This window comes from Parviterribacter kavangonensis, assembly GCF_056863335.1.
This window is the reverse complement of the sequence record NZ_JBXPJA010000001.1, coordinates 2,837,391-2,853,644: the sequence shown is the minus strand read 5'-3', so window position 1 is coordinate 2,853,644 and position 16,254 is coordinate 2,837,391. Positions and strand designations below refer to the sequence as shown.

At 73.1% G+C, this 16,254-nt stretch carries 15 protein-coding genes; 6 read left to right on the top strand and 9 right to left on the bottom strand.

What is annotated here, in order from left to right; all coding sequences use genetic code 11:
* Positions 1-87: 87 nt before the first annotated feature.
* From AC1UE4_RS14405 to lon, 3 genes are all read right to left on the bottom strand, one after another.
* Positions 88-726 carry a hypothetical protein gene (locus AC1UE4_RS14405; protein WP_482917921.1) on the bottom strand — a complete coding sequence of 213 codons (639 nt, stop codon included), beginning with the start codon at positions 724-726 and terminating at the stop codon, positions 88-90.
* Positions 727-737: 11 nt separating this feature from the next.
* Complete coding sequence (locus AC1UE4_RS14400; protein WP_482917920.1) at positions 738-1,283, bottom strand: hypothetical protein; 546 nt, start codon at positions 1,281-1,283, stop codon at positions 738-740.
* 144 nt (positions 1,284-1,427) lie between these two features.
* On the bottom strand, positions 1,428-3,716 hold the full coding sequence (gene lon, locus AC1UE4_RS14395; protein ID WP_482917919.1) for an endopeptidase La: 2,289 nt from the start codon (positions 3,714-3,716) through the stop codon (positions 1,428-1,430).
* Positions 3,717-3,792: 76 nt separating this feature from the next.
* On the opposite strand from lon, the gene AC1UE4_RS14390 reads away from it, so the two are divergent.
* Positions 3,793-5,247, top strand: a complete 1,455-nt coding sequence (locus AC1UE4_RS14390) for an amidase (RefSeq protein WP_482917918.1) — start codon at positions 3,793-3,795, stop codon at positions 5,245-5,247.
* On the opposite strand, the gene AC1UE4_RS14385 is transcribed toward AC1UE4_RS14390, so the two are convergent.
* On the bottom strand, positions 5,244-5,432 hold the full coding sequence (locus AC1UE4_RS14385; RefSeq protein ID WP_482917917.1) for a zinc ribbon-containing protein: 189 nt from the start codon (positions 5,430-5,432) through the stop codon (positions 5,244-5,246). The genes AC1UE4_RS14390 and AC1UE4_RS14385 overlap by 4 nt on opposite strands.
* 99 nt (positions 5,433-5,531) lie before the next feature.
* Here AC1UE4_RS14385 and AC1UE4_RS14380 point away from each other — a divergent pair, with 99 nt between their 5' ends.
* Positions 5,532-6,986 carry an MFS transporter gene (locus AC1UE4_RS14380; RefSeq protein ID WP_482917916.1) on the top strand — a complete coding sequence of 485 codons (1,455 nt, stop codon included), beginning with the start codon at positions 5,532-5,534 and terminating at the stop codon, positions 6,984-6,986.
* A 10-nt stretch (positions 6,987-6,996) separates the two neighbouring features.
* On the top strand, positions 6,997-7,266 hold the full coding sequence (locus tag AC1UE4_RS14375) for a DUF2277 domain-containing protein (RefSeq protein WP_482917915.1): 270 nt from the start codon (positions 6,997-6,999) through the stop codon (positions 7,264-7,266).
* On the opposite strand, the gene AC1UE4_RS14370 is transcribed toward AC1UE4_RS14375, so the two are convergent.
* On the bottom strand, positions 7,263-8,174 hold the full coding sequence (locus AC1UE4_RS14370) for a LysR family transcriptional regulator (RefSeq protein WP_482917914.1): 912 nt from the start codon (positions 8,172-8,174) through the stop codon (positions 7,263-7,265). The genes AC1UE4_RS14375 and AC1UE4_RS14370 overlap by 4 nt on opposite strands.
* A gap of 79 nt (positions 8,175-8,253) precedes the next feature.
* On the opposite strand from AC1UE4_RS14370, the gene AC1UE4_RS14365 reads away from it, so the two are divergent.
* Positions 8,254-9,204, top strand: a complete 951-nt coding sequence (locus AC1UE4_RS14365; RefSeq protein WP_482917913.1) for a DMT family transporter — start codon at positions 8,254-8,256, stop codon at positions 9,202-9,204.
* On the opposite strand, the gene AC1UE4_RS14360 is transcribed toward AC1UE4_RS14365, so the two are convergent.
* Together AC1UE4_RS14360 and AC1UE4_RS14355 are read right to left on the bottom strand one after the other, a co-directional pair.
* The gene (locus AC1UE4_RS14360; RefSeq protein ID WP_482917912.1) at positions 9,146-9,514 is read right to left on the bottom strand and encodes an MmcQ/YjbR family DNA-binding protein; all 369 of its coding nucleotides are present in this window, start codon (positions 9,512-9,514) and stop codon (positions 9,146-9,148) included. The genes AC1UE4_RS14365 and AC1UE4_RS14360 overlap by 59 nt on opposite strands.
* A gap of 14 nt (positions 9,515-9,528) precedes the next feature.
* Positions 9,529-12,198 (bottom strand): acylase, encoded by a 2,670-nt coding sequence (locus AC1UE4_RS14355; protein WP_482917911.1) that lies wholly within the window; start codon positions 12,196-12,198, stop codon positions 9,529-9,531.
* A gap of 32 nt (positions 12,199-12,230) precedes the next feature.
* On the opposite strand from AC1UE4_RS14355, the gene AC1UE4_RS14350 reads away from it, so the two are divergent.
* A complete protein-coding gene (locus AC1UE4_RS14350; RefSeq protein WP_482917910.1) occupies positions 12,231-12,479 on the top strand; it encodes a BatC protein in 249 nt (82 codons plus the stop codon).
* Here AC1UE4_RS14350 and AC1UE4_RS14345 read toward each other — a convergent pair whose 3' ends face one another.
* Positions 12,480-14,123 carry an ABC transporter permease gene (locus AC1UE4_RS14345; RefSeq protein WP_482917909.1) on the bottom strand — a complete coding sequence of 548 codons (1,644 nt, stop codon included), beginning with the start codon at positions 14,121-14,123 and terminating at the stop codon, positions 12,480-12,482.
* The gene (locus tag AC1UE4_RS14340; RefSeq protein WP_482917908.1) at positions 14,114-15,145 is read right to left on the bottom strand and encodes an extracellular solute-binding protein; all 1,032 of its coding nucleotides are present in this window, start codon (positions 15,143-15,145) and stop codon (positions 14,114-14,116) included. Before AC1UE4_RS14340 ends, AC1UE4_RS14345 begins: the two co-directional genes overlap by 10 nt.
* A gap of 52 nt (positions 15,146-15,197) precedes the next feature.
* Between AC1UE4_RS14340 and AC1UE4_RS14335 the strand changes: the two genes are divergently transcribed.
* A complete protein-coding gene (locus tag AC1UE4_RS14335) occupies positions 15,198-16,238 on the top strand; it encodes an ABC transporter ATP-binding protein (RefSeq protein WP_482917907.1) in 1,041 nt (346 codons plus the stop codon).
* Positions 16,239-16,254: the final 16 nt, after the last annotated feature.

The window sequence follows — 16,254 nt, the reverse complement described above, 5'->3', positions numbered from 1 at the left end:
ATGCACACCGCCGTTCGCGTTAGCGTCGACGGTGCCCGCCGATGACAGCGATCCCCCTCCGCAGTCATCGGCGAGCGACCTTCGCGGTCAGGCGGCCGGGGTGTACTGCGCGCGGAAGCGCATGTGCACCCGGCCGCCTCCGCGCGAGCTGATGCGCTTGGCCATCCGGATGCCCGCCGGGGTCGACCACGCCGCGACGTTCTGCGGCCGCGTGCCGATCATCTGCTTGCGGCCCTTCGCGAGCACCGTCCCGGTGCCGGGATGGATGACACTGATGATCAGCTCGCCGCGCCCGCACGACTCGAGCCGCGCGGTCAGGCGGCCGCCGGGGACGAGCGGCAGCCCCGTCCGCAGGTAGGCGGAGCGCATCGCCCGGAGGGCCCGCTTCACCGTGTCCCTCGGCTCGCACGGCGCGACCGGCCTGACGACCTGCCTTGGCACCGCGACGACCGACGGGATGGCGATCGCCGCGGCCGGCGCGAACACCGGAGCGGCGGGCGCGGCAGCCGGCACTTCGGCTGCGGCCGCCTCCGCCGGGGCAGCCGGCGCCGGGGTCTCCGCGGCGGGCGCGGCGGGTGCCGGTGCGGGAGGCGCCGGCTCCTCGGCGCTCCAGAAGTCCTCGATCGGGGGCGGATCCTCCGGGTCCTGCGCGAAGGCGGGACCGGCGAGCGCTCCCGTCACCAGGAGGCCCGTGAGGATCGCCCTCAGGGAACGCTCGCCGAGCATGGCTTGGCTCCCTAGAGGCGGGCGAGCGCGCCGGTGACCCGGTGCGCCTGGTGGTTGCCCTTGGTCAGCGTCCCGTTGACCGACAGCACGAGCTTGTCGCTGCGGTCGCGGATCTCGACCTTGATCCCGTCGTCGTCGCCGGGCTCGCCGTCGTCGCTGAACGTGAACTTGATCTTCGCGCCCGACACGCCGTTGAGGCGGCCGGTGCCGGTGCCCTTGAACGTGTCGAACCCGGCGTCGGGGTTCTCCTCGTCGAGCGCCGTGTCGGTGCAGGTGGCCGACGTGAGCGTCTCGAGGTGGAAGCGGTTCCCGCCGCTCCAGTTGATCTCGAGGCGCTGCGGGTTGGCGTCCGCGTTGCAGCGCAGCGTGAAGCCGTGCGTGACCTTGACCGCCGCGCCGTTGGCGGTGCCGAGCGCGTTGCCGCCGCCGGTCATGCGGCCGCTCTTGCACGGATCGGGCGGCGGCGGGGGCGTCTCGCCGCCCGCGAACGCCGTGGCGGGGACGGCGACGAGCGCGAGCGCCGTGACGGCACCCGCGATGCGGGCCTTCGTGCCCATGGACTGACCTCCGGTTGCTCCGAGTCCGCGGGACATCCGTGCCCGCGCAGGCGGACCGTACCCCGCGACGGTGCGCCAGGTCGCTCCGACATGCGTCTAGAACGCCCGCCTTCGCTCAAGGCGGGCGTCCAGACGTAGAGCGGATCAGGCGGTGGCGACCGGCGCCGGCTCGAGCGCGATGTCGAGCACCTCGCCGACCGTCATCACCGGGTGGAACTGCATCTGCTCGCGGACCTCGGCGGGGACGTCGTCGAGGTCGGCCCGGTTGCGCTCGGGGATGATCACGTCGGTCAGGCCGGCCGCGTGGGCGGCGAGGACCTTCTGCTTCAGCCCGCCGATCGGGAGCACGCGGCCCTGCAGCGTGACCTCGCCGGTCATGCCGACCGTGTGCTTGACCGGGCGGCCGCTCAGCAGCGAGGCGAGCGCCGTCGTCATCGTCACGCCCGCGCTCGGCCCGTCCTTCGGGATCGCGCCGGCGGGGACGTGGACGTGGAACTCGCGGTCGTCGAACTCGGCCGAGTCGATGCCCAGCTCCTCGCCGTGCGCCTGCACGTACGTCAGCGCGATCCGCGCCGACTCCTTCATGACGTCGCCGAGCTGGCCGGTCAGCGTCAGGGCACCCTTGCCCTTCATCTTGTTCGCTTCGATGAAGAGGACGTCGCCTCCGACCGGCGTGTAGGCCAGGCCGGTCGCCACGCCGGGCACCGCGGTGCGGATCGCCGCCTCGCGGAAGAACCTCTGCCGCCCGAGCGCGTCGCGCACGACGTCGAGCTCGACCGCCACCGGCGTCTCCGCCTTGCCGGACGCGACCCTCGTCGCGACCTTGCGCAGGACGGTGCCGAGCTCGCGCTCGAGGTTGCGGACGCCCGCCTCGCGGGTGTACTCGCTGACGATGGTGCGCAGCGTCTCGTCGTCGATCGTGACCTCGTCCTCGCGCAGGCCGTTGCGCTCGCGCTGGCGCTTCCACAGGTAGTCGCGCCCGATGGCCACCTTCTCCTCGACGGTGTAGCCGTCGAAGCGGATGACCTCCATGCGGTCGAGCAGCGGGCCGGGGATCGTCTCCGCCATGTTCGCCGTCGCGATGAACATGACCTCGGAGAGGTCGATCTCGACGTCGAGGTAGTGGTCGCGGAACGAGTGGTTCTGCGCGGGGTCGAGCACCTCGAGCAGGGCCGCGCTCGGGTCGCCGCGCCAGTCGGCGCCGACCTTGTCGACCTCGTCGAGCATGATCACCGGGTTCATCGTCTTCGCGTCGCGCAGCGCGCGGACCAGGCGGCCGGGGAGCGCGCCGATGTACGTGCGCCGGTGGCCGCGGATCTCCGCCTCGTCGCGGACGCCTCCGAGCGACATGCGCACGAACTCGCGCCCCGTCGCGCGGGCGATGGACTCGCCGATCGACGTCTTGCCGGTGCCGGGCGGGCCGATGAGCGTCAGGATCGCGCCGGCCTTGCGGTCGGCCTCGATGCCGCGCTCTTCCCGCAGCTTCTTCACCGCGATGTACTCGACGATGCGGTCCTTGACGTCCTCGAGGCCGGCGTGGTCGGCGTCGAGCACCTCGCGCGCCTTGACCGGGTCGAGGACCTCGTCGGAGCGCTCGCTCCACGGCACGGAGACGAGCCAGTCGAGGTACGTGCGGATCATCTGGCCCTCGCCGCCTCCGCCCTCGCCGACGCGCTCGAGCCGGTCGAGCTCGCGCTCGGCCTGCTCGCGGACGGCCTCGGGCATGCCCGCCTCGTCGATCTTGCGGCGGTACTCGTCGATGACCGAGCCCTCGTCCTCGCCCAGCTCGCGGCGGATGGACTCCATCTGCTTGCGCAGGAAGTACTCGCGCTGCTGCTTCTGCGCGCCGGACTCGACGTCATCGCGGATCTTGCGGCGCACCTGCATCTGCGTCAGGCGCTCGCGCTGGAACTCGAGGCCCAGCTCGAGCCGCTTCGTGACGTCGAGCTCCTCGAGCAGGCGCACCTTCTGCTCGAAGGTGAGGTCGGGGGAGTAGCCGCCGGTGTCGGCCAGCGGGCCGGGGTCGACGATCGAGCGCAGGAACGCCGCGACGCGGCCGTCGTCGCCGCGCAGCTCGAGGATCTCCTCGACGACCGCGCGGTAGTCGCGCTCGAGCTCGCGCGTGCGGCCGTTCGCGGGGACGTCGTCGGGGCGCTCCTCGACGGCGACGCGCAGGCGCCCGCGGGCGTCGGTCTCCGCGGCGCCGACGATGGAACCGCGCGCGACGCCCTCGAGCTGCGCACCGCGGCCGCCGCCGGGCAGCCGGACGACCTCGGTGACGTCCGCGATGGTGCCGACGGAGGCGAACTCGCCCTCGTGCCGCGGGACGAGGAGCACGCGCTCCTCACCGGCCACGTCGACGGGAAGGGTGACGTCCATCGTCGGGAAGACGACGGTGTCTTCGAGGGGAACCAGGAGAAGCGTGTCGGGCATGCGGAACCTTTGGTGAGGTAGAAGGTTGCGTTGGCAATCTTAGCGAACCCGACTGAGATCTTGTAGCTTCGCCCGCATGACCGACCTCGCGCAGCTGGATGCCACCGCTCAGGCAGAGCTCGTCCGCAGCGGCGAGGCGACTCCGGCCGAGCTCGTCGATGCCGCGATCGAGCGCGCGGAGGCGCTCAACCCGCAGCTCAACGCGATCATCCATCCGCTGTACGAGAAGGCGCGGGAGGCGGCGGCGGGCGACCTGCCCGAGGGCCCGTTCCGCGGCGTGCCGCTCCTGCTCAAGGACCTGGGTCCGCATTCGGCGGGCGACCCGTTCCACGAGGGGATGCAGTGGCTCAAGGACCGGGGCTGGACCGAGGACCACGACACCGAGATCGTCACGCGCTTCCGCGCCGCCGGCTTCGTGCTCTGCGGCAAGACGAACACGCCGGAGCTCGGGATCCTGCCGACCGCCGAGCCGCACGCCTACGGCCCGAGCCGCAACCCGTGGGACCGCGACCGGTCGACGGGCGGCTCCTCGGGCGGGTCGGCGGCCGCGGTCGCCGCGGGGATCGTGCCCGCGGCGCACGCCAACGACGGCGGCGGGTCGATCCGGATCCCGGCGGCGAACTGCGGGCTCGTGGGGCTCAAGCCGTCCCGCGGCCGCGTGTCCCTCGCGCCGGACTTCGGCGACTTCATGGGCGGGCTGGTCAACGACGGGGTCGTCACCCGGTCGGTCCGCGACACCGCAGCGATCCTCGACGCCATCGCCGGGCCGGCGCCGGGCGACCCCTACTCCGCTCCGCCGCTCGAGCGCCCGCTGATCGCCGAGGTCGGCGCCGAGGCCGGGCGGCTGCGCATCGGGATCCGCACCGATCCGCCGGGGCGCCAGTTCGCCACCCACCCCGACTGCGTCGCCGCTGCGGAGGACGCGGCGCGCCTGCTCGAGTCCCTCGGCCACACGGTCGAGCCCGCCGAGCTCGCCGCCTTCGACGACCCGTCGCTGATCGAGCACTTCCTCGTCCGCTGGCTCGCGGGCACCGCCTACGCGCTCGACTGGTGGGAGCGGCGGACGGGCCACACCGTCACGTCCGGCGACGTCGAGCCGTTGACGTGGGCCCTCGCCGAGCAGGGCCGCTCGTACACCGCGCCCCAGCTCTACACGGCGTTCGAGTTCCATCAGAAGCTCGGCCGCGCGATGGCCGAGTGGCACGACAGCGGCTTCGACCTGCTGCTCACGCCGACGTGCGGCGAGCCGCCGACGCGCATCGGCGAGTACGACGTCCCGGACAACCCGCTGCACGGCATCATCCGCGCGACGCCGATCGCCACGTTCACCGCGGGCGTGAACATGACCGGCCAGCCGGCGATCTCGCTGCCGCTGAGCTGGAACGCCGACGGCCTGCCCATCGGCGTCCAGCTCGTCGCGCCGTACGGCCGCGAGGACCTTCTTCTGCGCGTCGCCGCGCAGCTCGAGGAGGCCCGCCCGTGGGCCGACCGCCGCCCGCCGGTCTTCGCGGGGAGCCTCCCGGCCGCCTAGGAGGAGCGGTCGGGGTAGGGGTCGTCCACCGAGTCCCCGCCGCTGAGCGTGTCGTACTGCCCGTTGTGGCAGCTCGGGCAGGGCGGCAGGTTGTTCGTCGATCCGACCTGCAGCTCGTAGCCGCAGTTGGTGCACTTGTAGGTGCCGGCGGACACGTCGCTGCCGGCCGGGACAGGGTTCGCCATGCCGGCGTCCTACCCGGGATGGCGCGCGCGGAGTCGGCTCCAACCCGGGTTCGCTTTGGCGCGCGATGAGTTGGCGGCCTTCCTAGGGTCACTACGAGCATGCCCCACGGAGACCAGACCACCAACCGCTGGCCCGCGCTGATCGTCCTCTGCGTCGGCTTCTTCATGATCGTCCTCGACGGCACCGTCGTGAACGTCGCGCTGCCGACGATCCAGGACGACCTCGGCTTCTCGCAGGCGGGGCTCGCCTGGGTCGTCAACGCCTACCTGATCGCCTTCGGCGGCCTGCTGCTGCTCGCCGGGCGCTTCGGCGATCTCGTCGGCCGGCGGCGGATGTTCCTGCTGGGGCTCGCCGGGTTCACGGTGGCCTCCGCGCTGTGCGGGCTCGCGCAGTCGCAGGAGATGCTCGTCGCGGCCCGGTTCATCCAGGGCGTCGCCGGCGCGACGGCGTCCGCGGTGATCCTCGGGATGATCGTGACGATGTTCCCGGAGCCGGGCGAGCAGGCCCGCGCGATGGGCGTCTACGGCTTCGTCGCCTCGGCCGGCGGGTCGATCGGCCTGCTCGCCGGCGGCGTGCTCACGGACCTGATCTCGTGGCACTGGATCTTCTTCATCAACGTCCCCGTGGGCGTCGTGACGTGGATCCTCGCCCGCCGGTTCATCGCCGCCGACCGCGGCATCGGCCTGCAGGCGGGCGCGGACGCCCCGGGGGCGACGCTCGTCACCGCGTCGCTCATGCTCGGCGTCTACACGATCGTCCAGGCCGCCGACCACGGCTGGGGGTCGTCGCGCACGCTCCTGCTCGGCGCGGTGTCGCTGGTGCTGTTCGTCGCCTTCCTCGTCCGCCAGGACCGCGCGAAGACGCCGCTCGTACCGCTGCGGATCTTCCGGTCGCGCATCGTGTCCGGCTCGAACGCCGTCGTGGCGCTCGTGGTCGCCGGCATGTTCGGCATGTTCTTCCTCGGCGCGCTGTACCTGCAGCGGGTGCTCGGCTACAACGCGCTCGAGGTCGGCTTCGCGTTCCTGCCCGCGACGCTCATCATGGGCGTGATGTCGCTGCGCTACGCGCCGCGGCTGACGATGCGCTTCGGGCCGCAGCGGACGCTCATCGGCTGCCTCGTCCTCGTGGCGATCGGCCTCGCCCTGTTCGCGCGCATGCCGGTCGACGGCAGCTACTTCGCCGACGTCCTGCCGCCGATGCTGTTCCTCGGCTTCGGCGCCGGCGCCTCGTTCCCGCCGATCATGAGCATGACCATGTCGGAGGCGACCCCCGAGGACGCGGGCCTCGCGTCGGGCGTGGTCAACACGATGCAGCAGGTCGGCGCGGCGCTCGGGCTGGCGATCCTCGCGACGCTGTCCGAGAGCCGCACGGAGAACCTGCGCGACGACGGCGTCTCCGAGGCGCAGGCGCTCGTCAGCGGCTACCACCTCGGGTTCACGCTCGCGGTCGCGCTCGTCGTCGCGGCGATCCTCGTCAGCATCTTCGTCCTGCGGCCGACCCGCGCGCCCGCTCACGCCGCCGCGCAGGCCGAGCCGGTCGGCGACGCGGCGTAGGCTTCGCGTCATGTGCCGGAACATCCGCCAGCTGCACAACTTCGAGCCGCCCGCGACCGACGACGAGGTCCGCGACGCGGCGCTGCAGTTCGTCCGCAAGATCAGCGGGTCGACGAAGCCGTCCAAGGCGAACGAGGAGGCGTTCAACCGCGCCGTCGAGGCCGTGACCGCCGCGTCGCGCGAGCTGCTCGACTCGCTCGTGACGACCGCGCCGCCGAAGGACCGCGAGGTCGAGGCCGCGAAGGCCCGCGCGCGGGCGCAGAAGCGCTACGCGGCCTAGAGCGCCGCGACGGCGTCGCGGATCGCTGCGAGGACCGCCGACGTCGACGGGCGTTCGGTGTCGGTCGCCCTCGTCGCGGCGAAGATCGTGCGTGACAGGCCGCCCTCGGCGATCCCGCGGACGGCGACGCCCGGCAGGCGCTCGGGGATGATCAGCCGGGGGAGCAGGGTGACCGCCATCCCGCGCGACACGAGGGCGACGCTGATCGTGCCGTCGGACGTGCGGTGGCGGATGTCGGGGTCGAAGCCGCCGAGCCGGCGGCACGTGCGCTCGACCATGGCCGCCCAGCCCATCCCGGCGTAGCCGGCCGCCCACACCGCGCCGGCGAGCTCCGCGATCGGCACCTCGTCGCGGTGGCGGCGGGCGAGCGGGTGGCGGACGGGGAGCAGCAGGAGCACCTCGTCGTCGAGCAGGTCCTCGCGCGCGACGTCGGAGGGGATCGTCAGCGGCTGGTGCCCCCACTCGTCTCCGATCACCACGTCGACGTCGCCGACGGCGAGCGCGGGGATCGATTGCTCGTGCTCGGCCTCGAGCACCTCGCAGCGCAGGCGCGGCGCCGTGCGCCCGAGCGTCTCGATCGCCGGGATGATCAGCCGCAGCGACACCGACTGGAAGCCGGCGATCCGGGCCCGGCCGGTGATCTCGCCCGACGCCGCCGCGAGGTCGGACTCGGCGCGCGCGGCGTGGTCGAGCAGCACCTCGGCGTGCTGGACGAGCACCAGCGCCGGATCGGTCAGCCGGACGCCGCGCCCGGCGCGGGCGAGCAGCGTCACGCCTGTCTCGCGCTCGAGCACCGCGAGCTGCTGCGACACCGCCGACGGCGTGTACTGCAGCGCCTCGGCGACCGCGGCGATCGTGCCGCGCTCGTGCAGCTCGACGAGAAGACGGAGGCGGCGGAGATCGAGCACGGTGAAGCGACGCTACCGGAAGTCCGTCACGAAGCCGCATCGTTCCTAAGCGGTATCGCGGGCAAGATGACCTCCGACGATGCGTTCCTCCGGCGTCCTCCTCCTGCTCCTCTCCGCCGCCTGCTTCGGCGCGATGGGCGTCACCGGCACCCTCGCGTACGAGCAGGGCGCGACGGTCGGCACGCTGCTGACGACCCGCTTCGTCGTGGCGGCGGCCGTGTGGTGGGCGGTGCTGCTCGCCTCGAAGGCCTCGCGCGCCGAGCTGCGGTCCATCAGCCGCGGCGACGCGCTCCTCGCCTTCCTGCTCGGCGCCGTCGGGTACGCGGGCCAGGCGGGCGGCTACTTCGCCGCGCTCGAGCGCCTCGAGCCCTCGCTGCTGGCGCTCATCGTCTTCTCGTACCCGGCGATGGTCGCGGTCGCCGCCGTGGTGATGGGGCGCGAGCGGCTGGAGCTGCGCCGCGTCGTCGCGCTCGGCCTCGCGTTCGCCGGCCTGCTGCTGGTGGTGAGCGGGGCGCGCAAGGGCGCGCTGGAGCCGGTCGGCGTCGGGCTCGGCCTCGCGACCGCCGCGATCTACAGCGTCTACATCCTGTCGAGCGAGGGCGTCTCCACGCGCCTGTCGCCCGGCGTGCTCGCGACGATCGTGTGCACCGGCGCCGCGGTGTCGCTGGTGCCCGCGACGGCGCTGCTCGGCCAGCTCACGCCCGGCGACGTGACCGCGGAGGGCTGGGGCTGGCTGCTGACGATCGCGATCGCGTCGACGGTCCTCGCGGTCTCGCTGTTCTTCGCCGGCCTGCGCCGCGTCGGACCGACGACCGCGGCGATCCTCTCGACGTCCGAGCCGTTCGTGACCGTCGGCCTTGCCGCGCTCCTCCTCGGCGACGCGCTCACGGGCACGCAGCTCGTGGGCGGCCTGCTCATGGCGGCGGGCGTCGTCGCGGTCACCGTCCGCCCGTCCGGGCGCCTGACGGCGGTCACGCGGCGCTGGGCGGCCAGCCGAGCTGCGCTTGCGTCCGCTTCGGAAGCGCGCTGACCACGAGGTCGTAGGAGTCCTCGACGAGCTCGCGGACGAGCTGGTCGTCCAGCGACCCGTCGAGCGTCACGGTGTTCCAGTGGCGCTTGTTGAGGTGGTAGCCGCCGCGGACCGCCGCGTGCGTCGCGCGCAGCTGCACGGCGAGCTCGGGCTCGCACTTCAGGCTGACCTCGAGCGGCGAGCGGCCGAGCTGCGTGAGCGCGAACATCTTGCCGCCGACCTTGAAGACCGACGTCAGCTCGCCGAAGGGGAAGTCCTCGACGGCGCCCGGCATCGCGAGGCAGCACGCACGGAGCTCGTCCGCGTCCATCCGCCCATCGTCGCCTACCGGCGGCGGATGCGCACCGTGAACTGCGTCACGCGCCTGCCGCTGCTCGCCCGGAACGTCACGCGGTAGGTGCCGCGCCGCGCGAGCCGCTTCGCCGGGACGGTCAACCGGTACCGGTTGCCGCGCTTGGAGGACCGGAAGCGGCTGACCGTGCGCTTGCCGCGCTTCACCGTCACGCGCAGCGAGGCGCGCTCGGTCAGCGCCGCGGTGACGAGCGCCGCGCGGCGGCCGCGGACGCGGGCGCTGCGGAACAGCCCGCACGGCGCGGTGAGACGGGCGCTGCGGACGCGGCAGCGGCCGGTGCTCTCCTTCGCCGCCGCCGGCGGCAGCTTCGTCACCGAGATCGCCGCGCGCTTGACGTCGCCGGCGCAGAACGGGATCGCGTTCCACTCCTTGCGGCTGAACATCCGCGTCTGGTCGCTGAACCACGGCGACTGCGGGTTCGTGGACTCGGAGTACGTGAGGATCGTTCGCGGGACGACCGGGCACGAGCCGTCGACGAACTGCACCGCCTGCACGAAGCTCGATCCGTGCGGGATCGTGCCGTAGCCCGTCTTCGCCTCGAGGTCGCCGGCCACGACGTTGATCGCGTTGAAGACGCCGGCCGTGCCGGGGCCGCCGTGGATCGGGATGCGCTCGCCGTTGCGCGTCTCGGCCTGGACGTCGCGCAAGGGCGCGTCGAGCGGGATGCCGAGGCCCTTCAGCTCGCTGACCGCGTCGCGCAGCGCCTGCGGCACGCGCGGGTCGCCCGTGTTCAGGCCGCGCGGCGTGTTGACCGGGTCGGCGGGGTCGAACGGCACCGCGAACGGCGCGGGCGCCGACGTCGGGCCGCTCGGAAGCAGCCGCTGGACGTACCGGCGCCACAGCAGCGCGCCCTTCGAATCGAGGTCGTCGCGCAGGTCCCACGCCTTCAGCACCGGGCACGCCTCGGCCAGCGACGGGTCCTGCTCGCACATCGCGACGGTGTCGTCGTGCCACAGCTCGCCCGCGTACTGGCGGTTGGAGAAGACGAGGTCCTGCAGGCCCTTCAGCGACAGCTTCTTCGCCTCCTCGACCATCACGAGGCCCGACCGCGTGCGCAGCGAGCGCGCCGTCCGCTCGTCGCCGACGATCTGCGGGAAGCCCTCGAGCGGCTGGTGCGGGTTGGCGAGCCAGAACGAGTCGTTGGAGTTGCCGGCGTAGTCGGCGCGCGTCAGCGCCGGCAGGTGCTCCGTGGGGCCGAAGATGCCCGGCTGGACGGCGCTCGGGTCGGTGCCCCAGGCGCACGCGCCGCGCGAGCCGTCGAGCACCGGCAGCCGGAGCAGCTGGAACGTCGCGGCGCCGAGCGCGGTGCCGCAGCTCTGCGCCTGCTCGTCGGTGACGTGCGGGACCACGGAGATGTCGGCGTAGTACGCGTTGCCCGCGCTGTCGGCCGCGATCGAGTTCACCCATGGGATGCCCTGGTTGCGCCGCAGCACGGCGTCGTAGTCGGACACGGACTGCGCGAGGTTCGTCTCGAGGAAGTGGTTGAGGTAGCGGAAGTTCGACACGTTGGCGTCGCCCATCGCGAACGCGTTGCCCTGCGTCCACGGCAGCGGGATGCCGAGCAGCTCGTCGAACACCGGGCCCCACTGCGTCGTGTACAGCGTCCGCGTCTGCGGCTTGATCGACCCGTCGGCCTGCTTGACGTCGACCGACAGCTCGTCGCGCTCCATCTCCTTCGGCTGGCCGTCGACGAGGTAGGTCGTCGGCGAGCCCGGGACGAGCGTCAGCTGGTAGGGCGTGAAGCGGTACGCCGTCGAGACCGTGTGGCTCCACGCGAGGCCGCGCGTGTGGCCGATGAGCACGATCGGGACGCCGAAGAGGCTGCCGCCGGAGACGTCGAGCTTGCCGGGGATCGTGAGGTGCGCCTGGTAGAAGCGCTCGGTCCCGTCCCACGGGAAGTGCGGGTTGCCGAGCAGCATGCCCTTGCCGTTGTCGGTCTTCTCGCGGCCGAACCCGTACGCGTTCGAGCCGAGCCCGCCGAGCACGTTCTCGCCCATCGCGCCCGCGAGCTTCGACGCGAGCTCGCCGCTGGGGAGCAGGCTCGCGGTGTCGCCCGGCGCCGGCGGCTGCGCGCCGCCCTGGCCGTTGATGGCGACGCCCGAGGAGGCGAGCAGGGCGAGCTGGTAGAAGCGCCGGTAGGCGTCGATCTCCTCGATCGGCTTGACCCACTCCTTCCCGCGGCAGGTCGGGTCGGGCAGGTTGTCGACGCCCACGTCGGCGAGGTAGCGGTTGTAGCCGGCGACGTAGCCGCGGACGCCCTCGCGGATCTCCGGCCGCGGCCCCAGCGGCGGCGCCTGCTCGAGCAGCTTCTCGATCGTGCCGCGCTTGATGATCCGCTCGTAGAAGAAGTCGGAGTCGAGGTTCGTGTTGGTCGTCCCGTTGCCGCCCATCTTCCACGTGCCGTCGGGCCCGAAGTACCTGGACCGCTCGCCCCGGACCGTCACGTAGTCGTCGGCCATGACGCAGAGGTTGTCCTCCGCGAACGCGTAGCCGTAGCCGTAGCCGATCCCCGCCCACGAGCTCGCGGTGATGTGGGGGATGCCGTGCGCCGTCCGGGTGATGGTGGCGCGCAGATCGTCGGCCGCGCTCGCGGGCGCAGCCGTGGCGAGGAAGGTGAGGAGGAACAGCGAGACCCGTCGCACGGGGGCGGACGGTATGGAACGATGCGCCGGGCATGCGCCGCTTCACCCCGCTCATCCTCGCCCTGCTCCTCTTCTCCGCGACCGGCTGCGGCGACGACACCCCGGACCACCCGGCGAACCGCGACGCGCCCGGCGTGACGGTCGGCGGCGTCGCCTACGAGAACGGCGGCGCCGACGGCTCTGGCGCCGACGGCACGACCGACTCGAACGCGCGCGGCGGGATCGGCGCCGGCCCGGACACGCCGCCGCCCGCCGGGCAGGACGGCGGCGACATCCAGTAGCTAGGGGTTCGTCTCGGCCGGGGCGGCCGGGTTCTCGTAGGCCTCCGCGACGGCGGGCACGCCGGCGCGGGTGCTGCGCACGAGCAGGATCACGGGCACGAGCCCGACGAGCACGATCAGCAGCGCGGGCAGCGCCGCGGTGTCGAAGCGCGAGTCCTTCGTCGCCTCCCACACCGCGATCGCGAGCGTGTCGTTGCCGAGCGGGCGCAGAAGCGCGGTGGCGGGCAGCTCCTTCATCACCTCGACGAAGACGAGCAGCGCGGCGGTCGTCATGCCCGGCCACAGCAACGGGAGGTGGACGTCGCCGAGGATCCGCGCGCGGTCGGCGCCCAGAGAGCGGGCCGCCTCGTCCAGCGCGGGGTCGATCCGCGTCATCCGCGCGTCGACGGCGAACAGCGCCAGCGCCTGGAACCGCACGACGTAGGCGATCACCAGCCCGATCGCCGTCCCCGTGAACACCAACGACCCCAGGCGCCGGTCGATCCACGCCAGCGGCGTGTAGACGGCGACCGCGACGACGGTCCCCGGCACGGCGTAGCCGAGCGTCGCGAGCGCCGCCGACACGTTGCCGGGCTTCGACGGCCGCGTCCGGCGCCCATACGCGATGACGGTCGACGTGACGACCGCGATCAGCGCGGCGACGAGCGCCAGCGACAGCGAGGTGAACGCGCCTTCGGCGAGCTTGCGGGTGCTCGCGCCCTCGCCGAGCGACTGCACCGACCACACGCCGAGCTGCACCACCGGCGCGGCGAAGACAACGAGCAGCAGCACCGCCGGGCCCAGCGCGGCGAGCACGCCCTTCCAGCCGCGCAGCCGCCGCGGCACGACCGCCTCGCCGCGCGCCAGCGCGCCGTGGTAGCGCGCCCGTCCGCGCAGCAGCCGCTCGAGCGCGAGCAGCGTCAGCGACAGCGACACGAGGACGGTCGCGAGCTGCAGCGCGCCGTCGCGGTCGAACGTCCCGTACCAGACGCGGTAGATCGCGTCCGTCATCGCGCGGTAGTTCAGGAGGTTGACCGCGCCGAAGTCGGCGAGCGCCTCCATGATCGCCAGCACCGCGCCGGCGGCCAGCGCCGGCCGTGCCATCGGCAGGGCGACGCGCAGCACCGCGCGCCGGTACGTCATCCCCAGCGTCCGCGCCGCCTCGACGGTCTCGCGCGACTGCTCGAGGAACGCGCTGCGCCCGAGCGCGTAGACGTACGGGTAGAGCACCGCCGTCAGCACGGCGATCGTCCCGGCCGTCGAGCGGATCTCCGGCAGGTGCCGGCCGAGCGACGTGTCGTACTGGGCCAGCAGCACGAAGACGAGCACGTACGCCGGCATCGCCATCGGCAGCACGAGCGCCCAGTCGAGCACCCGCCGACCGGGGAAGTCCCAGAACGAGACGAGCGCGGCGAGCGACCCGCCGACGAGCAGCGTCCCGGCGCCGACGCCGATCGCGAGCACGACGGAGTTGCGCAGCGCCTCGGGCAGCAGCGACGCGCTGATCTCGTCGAACGCGTCGCCGCCGCCGACGAACGACAGCGGCAGCGCGACGAGCGGCCCGGCGACGACAAGGGCGACGAGCGCGCCGGCGACCGCCCAGCCGGGCAGGCGCGGCGACGACCGCCGGGGGGAACGCGAGCCCGTGCGGGCGGCTACTGCCACCCGACGCGCTGCATGAGCTTCACGGCGTCCGGCAGCGCCTTGCCCGCCCGCTCGACGTCGATCGGGTCGAGCTTCACGTCCGCCCACGACCGCAGGTGCGCGGCGGGCGGCACGGTCGGGTTCGCGGCGAACTCCGAGTTGGCGACGATCTCGCGCTGCGCCTCGGGCTCGGTCAGGTGCTCGAGCAGCTTCGTCGCGTCCTCACGGTGCTCGGTGCCCTTGACGAGCCCCGCGCCGCTGAGGTTCGCGTGCGCGCCGGCGCCGTCCTGGTCGGGCCAGGCGGGCGCGACGGGGAACGACGGGTCGTCCTTGAGGATGCGCCCGAGGTAGTAGTGGTTCGTCAGGCCGACGTCGCAGCGCCCCGCGTCGATCGCCTTGAGCACGTCGACGTCGCTGCCGAGGATGATCGGGTCGTTCGCCATCCAGGAGCGCAGCATCCGCTCGGTCGCGGCCATGCCCTTCTTGACGATGCGGTCGGCGACGAAGGACTGGTTGTACTCGTTGTTCGAGGTCCGCAGGCAGAGCTTGCCCTTCCACTGCGGGTCGCCGAGGTCCTCGTAGCTCTTGATCGCGTTCTCCGAGACGCGCTCGGTCGAGCGCATCGGGGTGCGGATGCGGACGCTCAGCCCCCACCACTCCTTGTCGGGGTCGCGGAAGCGCTCCGGGACGTCGCGCTCGAGCGTCGGCGTGTCGACCGGCTCGAGCAGGCCGGCCTCCTTCGCGCGCCAGAGGTTGGCGAGGTCGGTCGTGACGAGCAGGTCGGCGGGCGTGTCGGAGCCCTCGGACTTCAGCCGCTCGAACAGCTCGGGGGCCGTGCCGCCGCGCAGCTCGATCGACTTGCCCGTCTCCTTCTCCCAGTCCGTGAAGACCTTCTCGTCGCCGTACTGCGAGCGGCCGTTGTAGATGACGACGTCCGCTCCGCCGCTGCCGAACGCGAGCACGGCGAGCGCGACGATGACGAGCAGAAGACCGGCGACGGCGGCGGCGACGGCGCGCTTGCGGCGGAGAAGAGCAGTGATCATGGGCGTCTTAGGGTTCCCTAATGGGCACGGGGGGTCCCTACTGTACGAGGTGGTGTCCGTCACCGATGCACCAACCGCCGCCGTCGAGGCGCACGTCGTCCACAAGGCGTTCGGCAGCCTGCGCGCCGTCGACGGCGCGTCGCTGCGCCTCGAGCGCGGGAGCATTGGCGCGCTGCTCGGGCCGAGCGGCTCCGGCAAGACGACGCTGCTGCGGCTGCTCGCCGGGTTCGAGCAGCCGGACGGCGGCGTCGTCCGCGTCGGCGGCAAGGTCGTCGCCGGCGAGGGCGTCTTCGTCGAGCCGGAGGAGCGCCGGATCGGGATGGTCTTCCAGTCCGGCGCGCTCTTCCCGCACCTGTCGATCGGGAGCAACGTCGCGTTCGGCGCGAACGACGGCCGCGCGCGCGAGTGCCTCGCGCTCGTCGGCCTCGCGGACCGCGCGAAGGCGTTCCCGCACGAGCTGTCGGGGGGCGAGCGCCAGCGCGTCGCGCTGGCCCGCGCGCTGGCGGCCGATCCCGAGGTGGTCCTGCTCGACGAGCCGTTCGCGGCGCTCGACACGGCGCTGCGCGAGCAGCTGCGCGCGGAGGTCGCCCAGATCCTGCGCGACTCGGGCGCGAGCGCGCTGCTCGTCACCCACGACCAGGCCGAGGCGCTCTCGCTGGCCGACACGATCACCGTGCTCGACCGCGGCCGCGTTCAGCAGACCGGCACGCCGGAGGACGTCTACGAGCGACCGAAGACGCGCTGGGTCGCGGAGTTCCTCGGCGATGCCGTGCTGCTGCCCGGCTCGGCGGCCGACGGCGTCGTCGAGTGCGAGCTCGGCCGCTTCCCCGTCAGCCGCGACCTGCGCGGCGCGGTCGACGTGATCCTGCGCCCGGAGTCCGTCGCGATCGACCACACGTCGCCGCGCGCGACCGCCGAGGCGCGGGTCACCGACCGGGCGTTCTTCGGGCACGATCAGCTCGTGCACCTGGAGCTGCCGAGCGGGCTGAAGCTGCGCAGCCGCCGGCTCGGGTTCCCCGCCTGGCACGCCGGCGATCGGGTGAGCGTGCGGGTCGACGGGCCGGTCAGCGCGGTGCCCGCGGGCGAGGGTTGACGCCCTCCGTACAGTC

Coding starts and splice junctions, on each gene's coding strand:
- AC1UE4_RS14405 (WP_482917921.1), bottom strand. CDS start 726: ATGCTCGGCGAGCGTTCCCTGAGGGCGATCCTCACGGGCCTCCTGGTG.
- AC1UE4_RS14400 (WP_482917920.1), bottom strand. CDS start 1,283: ATGGGCACGAAGGCCCGCATCGCGGGTGCCGTCACGGCGCTCGCGCTC.
- lon (WP_482917919.1), bottom strand. CDS start 3,716: ATGCCCGACACGCTTCTCCTGGTTCCCCTCGAAGACACCGTCGTCTTC.
- AC1UE4_RS14390 (WP_482917918.1), top strand. CDS start 3,793: ATGACCGACCTCGCGCAGCTGGATGCCACCGCTCAGGCAGAGCTCGTC.
- AC1UE4_RS14385 (WP_482917917.1), bottom strand. CDS start 5,432: ATGGCGAACCCTGTCCCGGCCGGCAGCGACGTGTCCGCCGGCACCTAC.
- AC1UE4_RS14380 (WP_482917916.1), top strand. CDS start 5,532: ATGCCCCACGGAGACCAGACCACCAACCGCTGGCCCGCGCTGATCGTC.
- AC1UE4_RS14375 (WP_482917915.1), top strand. CDS start 6,997: ATGTGCCGGAACATCCGCCAGCTGCACAACTTCGAGCCGCCCGCGACC.
- AC1UE4_RS14365 (WP_482917913.1), top strand. CDS start 8,254: ATGCGTTCCTCCGGCGTCCTCCTCCTGCTCCTCTCCGCCGCCTGCTTC.
- AC1UE4_RS14360 (WP_482917912.1), bottom strand. CDS start 9,514: ATGGACGCGGACGAGCTCCGTGCGTGCTGCCTCGCGATGCCGGGCGCC.
- AC1UE4_RS14350 (WP_482917910.1), top strand. CDS start 12,231: ATGCGCCGCTTCACCCCGCTCATCCTCGCCCTGCTCCTCTTCTCCGCG.
- AC1UE4_RS14340 (WP_482917908.1), bottom strand. CDS start 15,145: ATGATCACTGCTCTTCTCCGCCGCAAGCGCGCCGTCGCCGCCGCCGTC.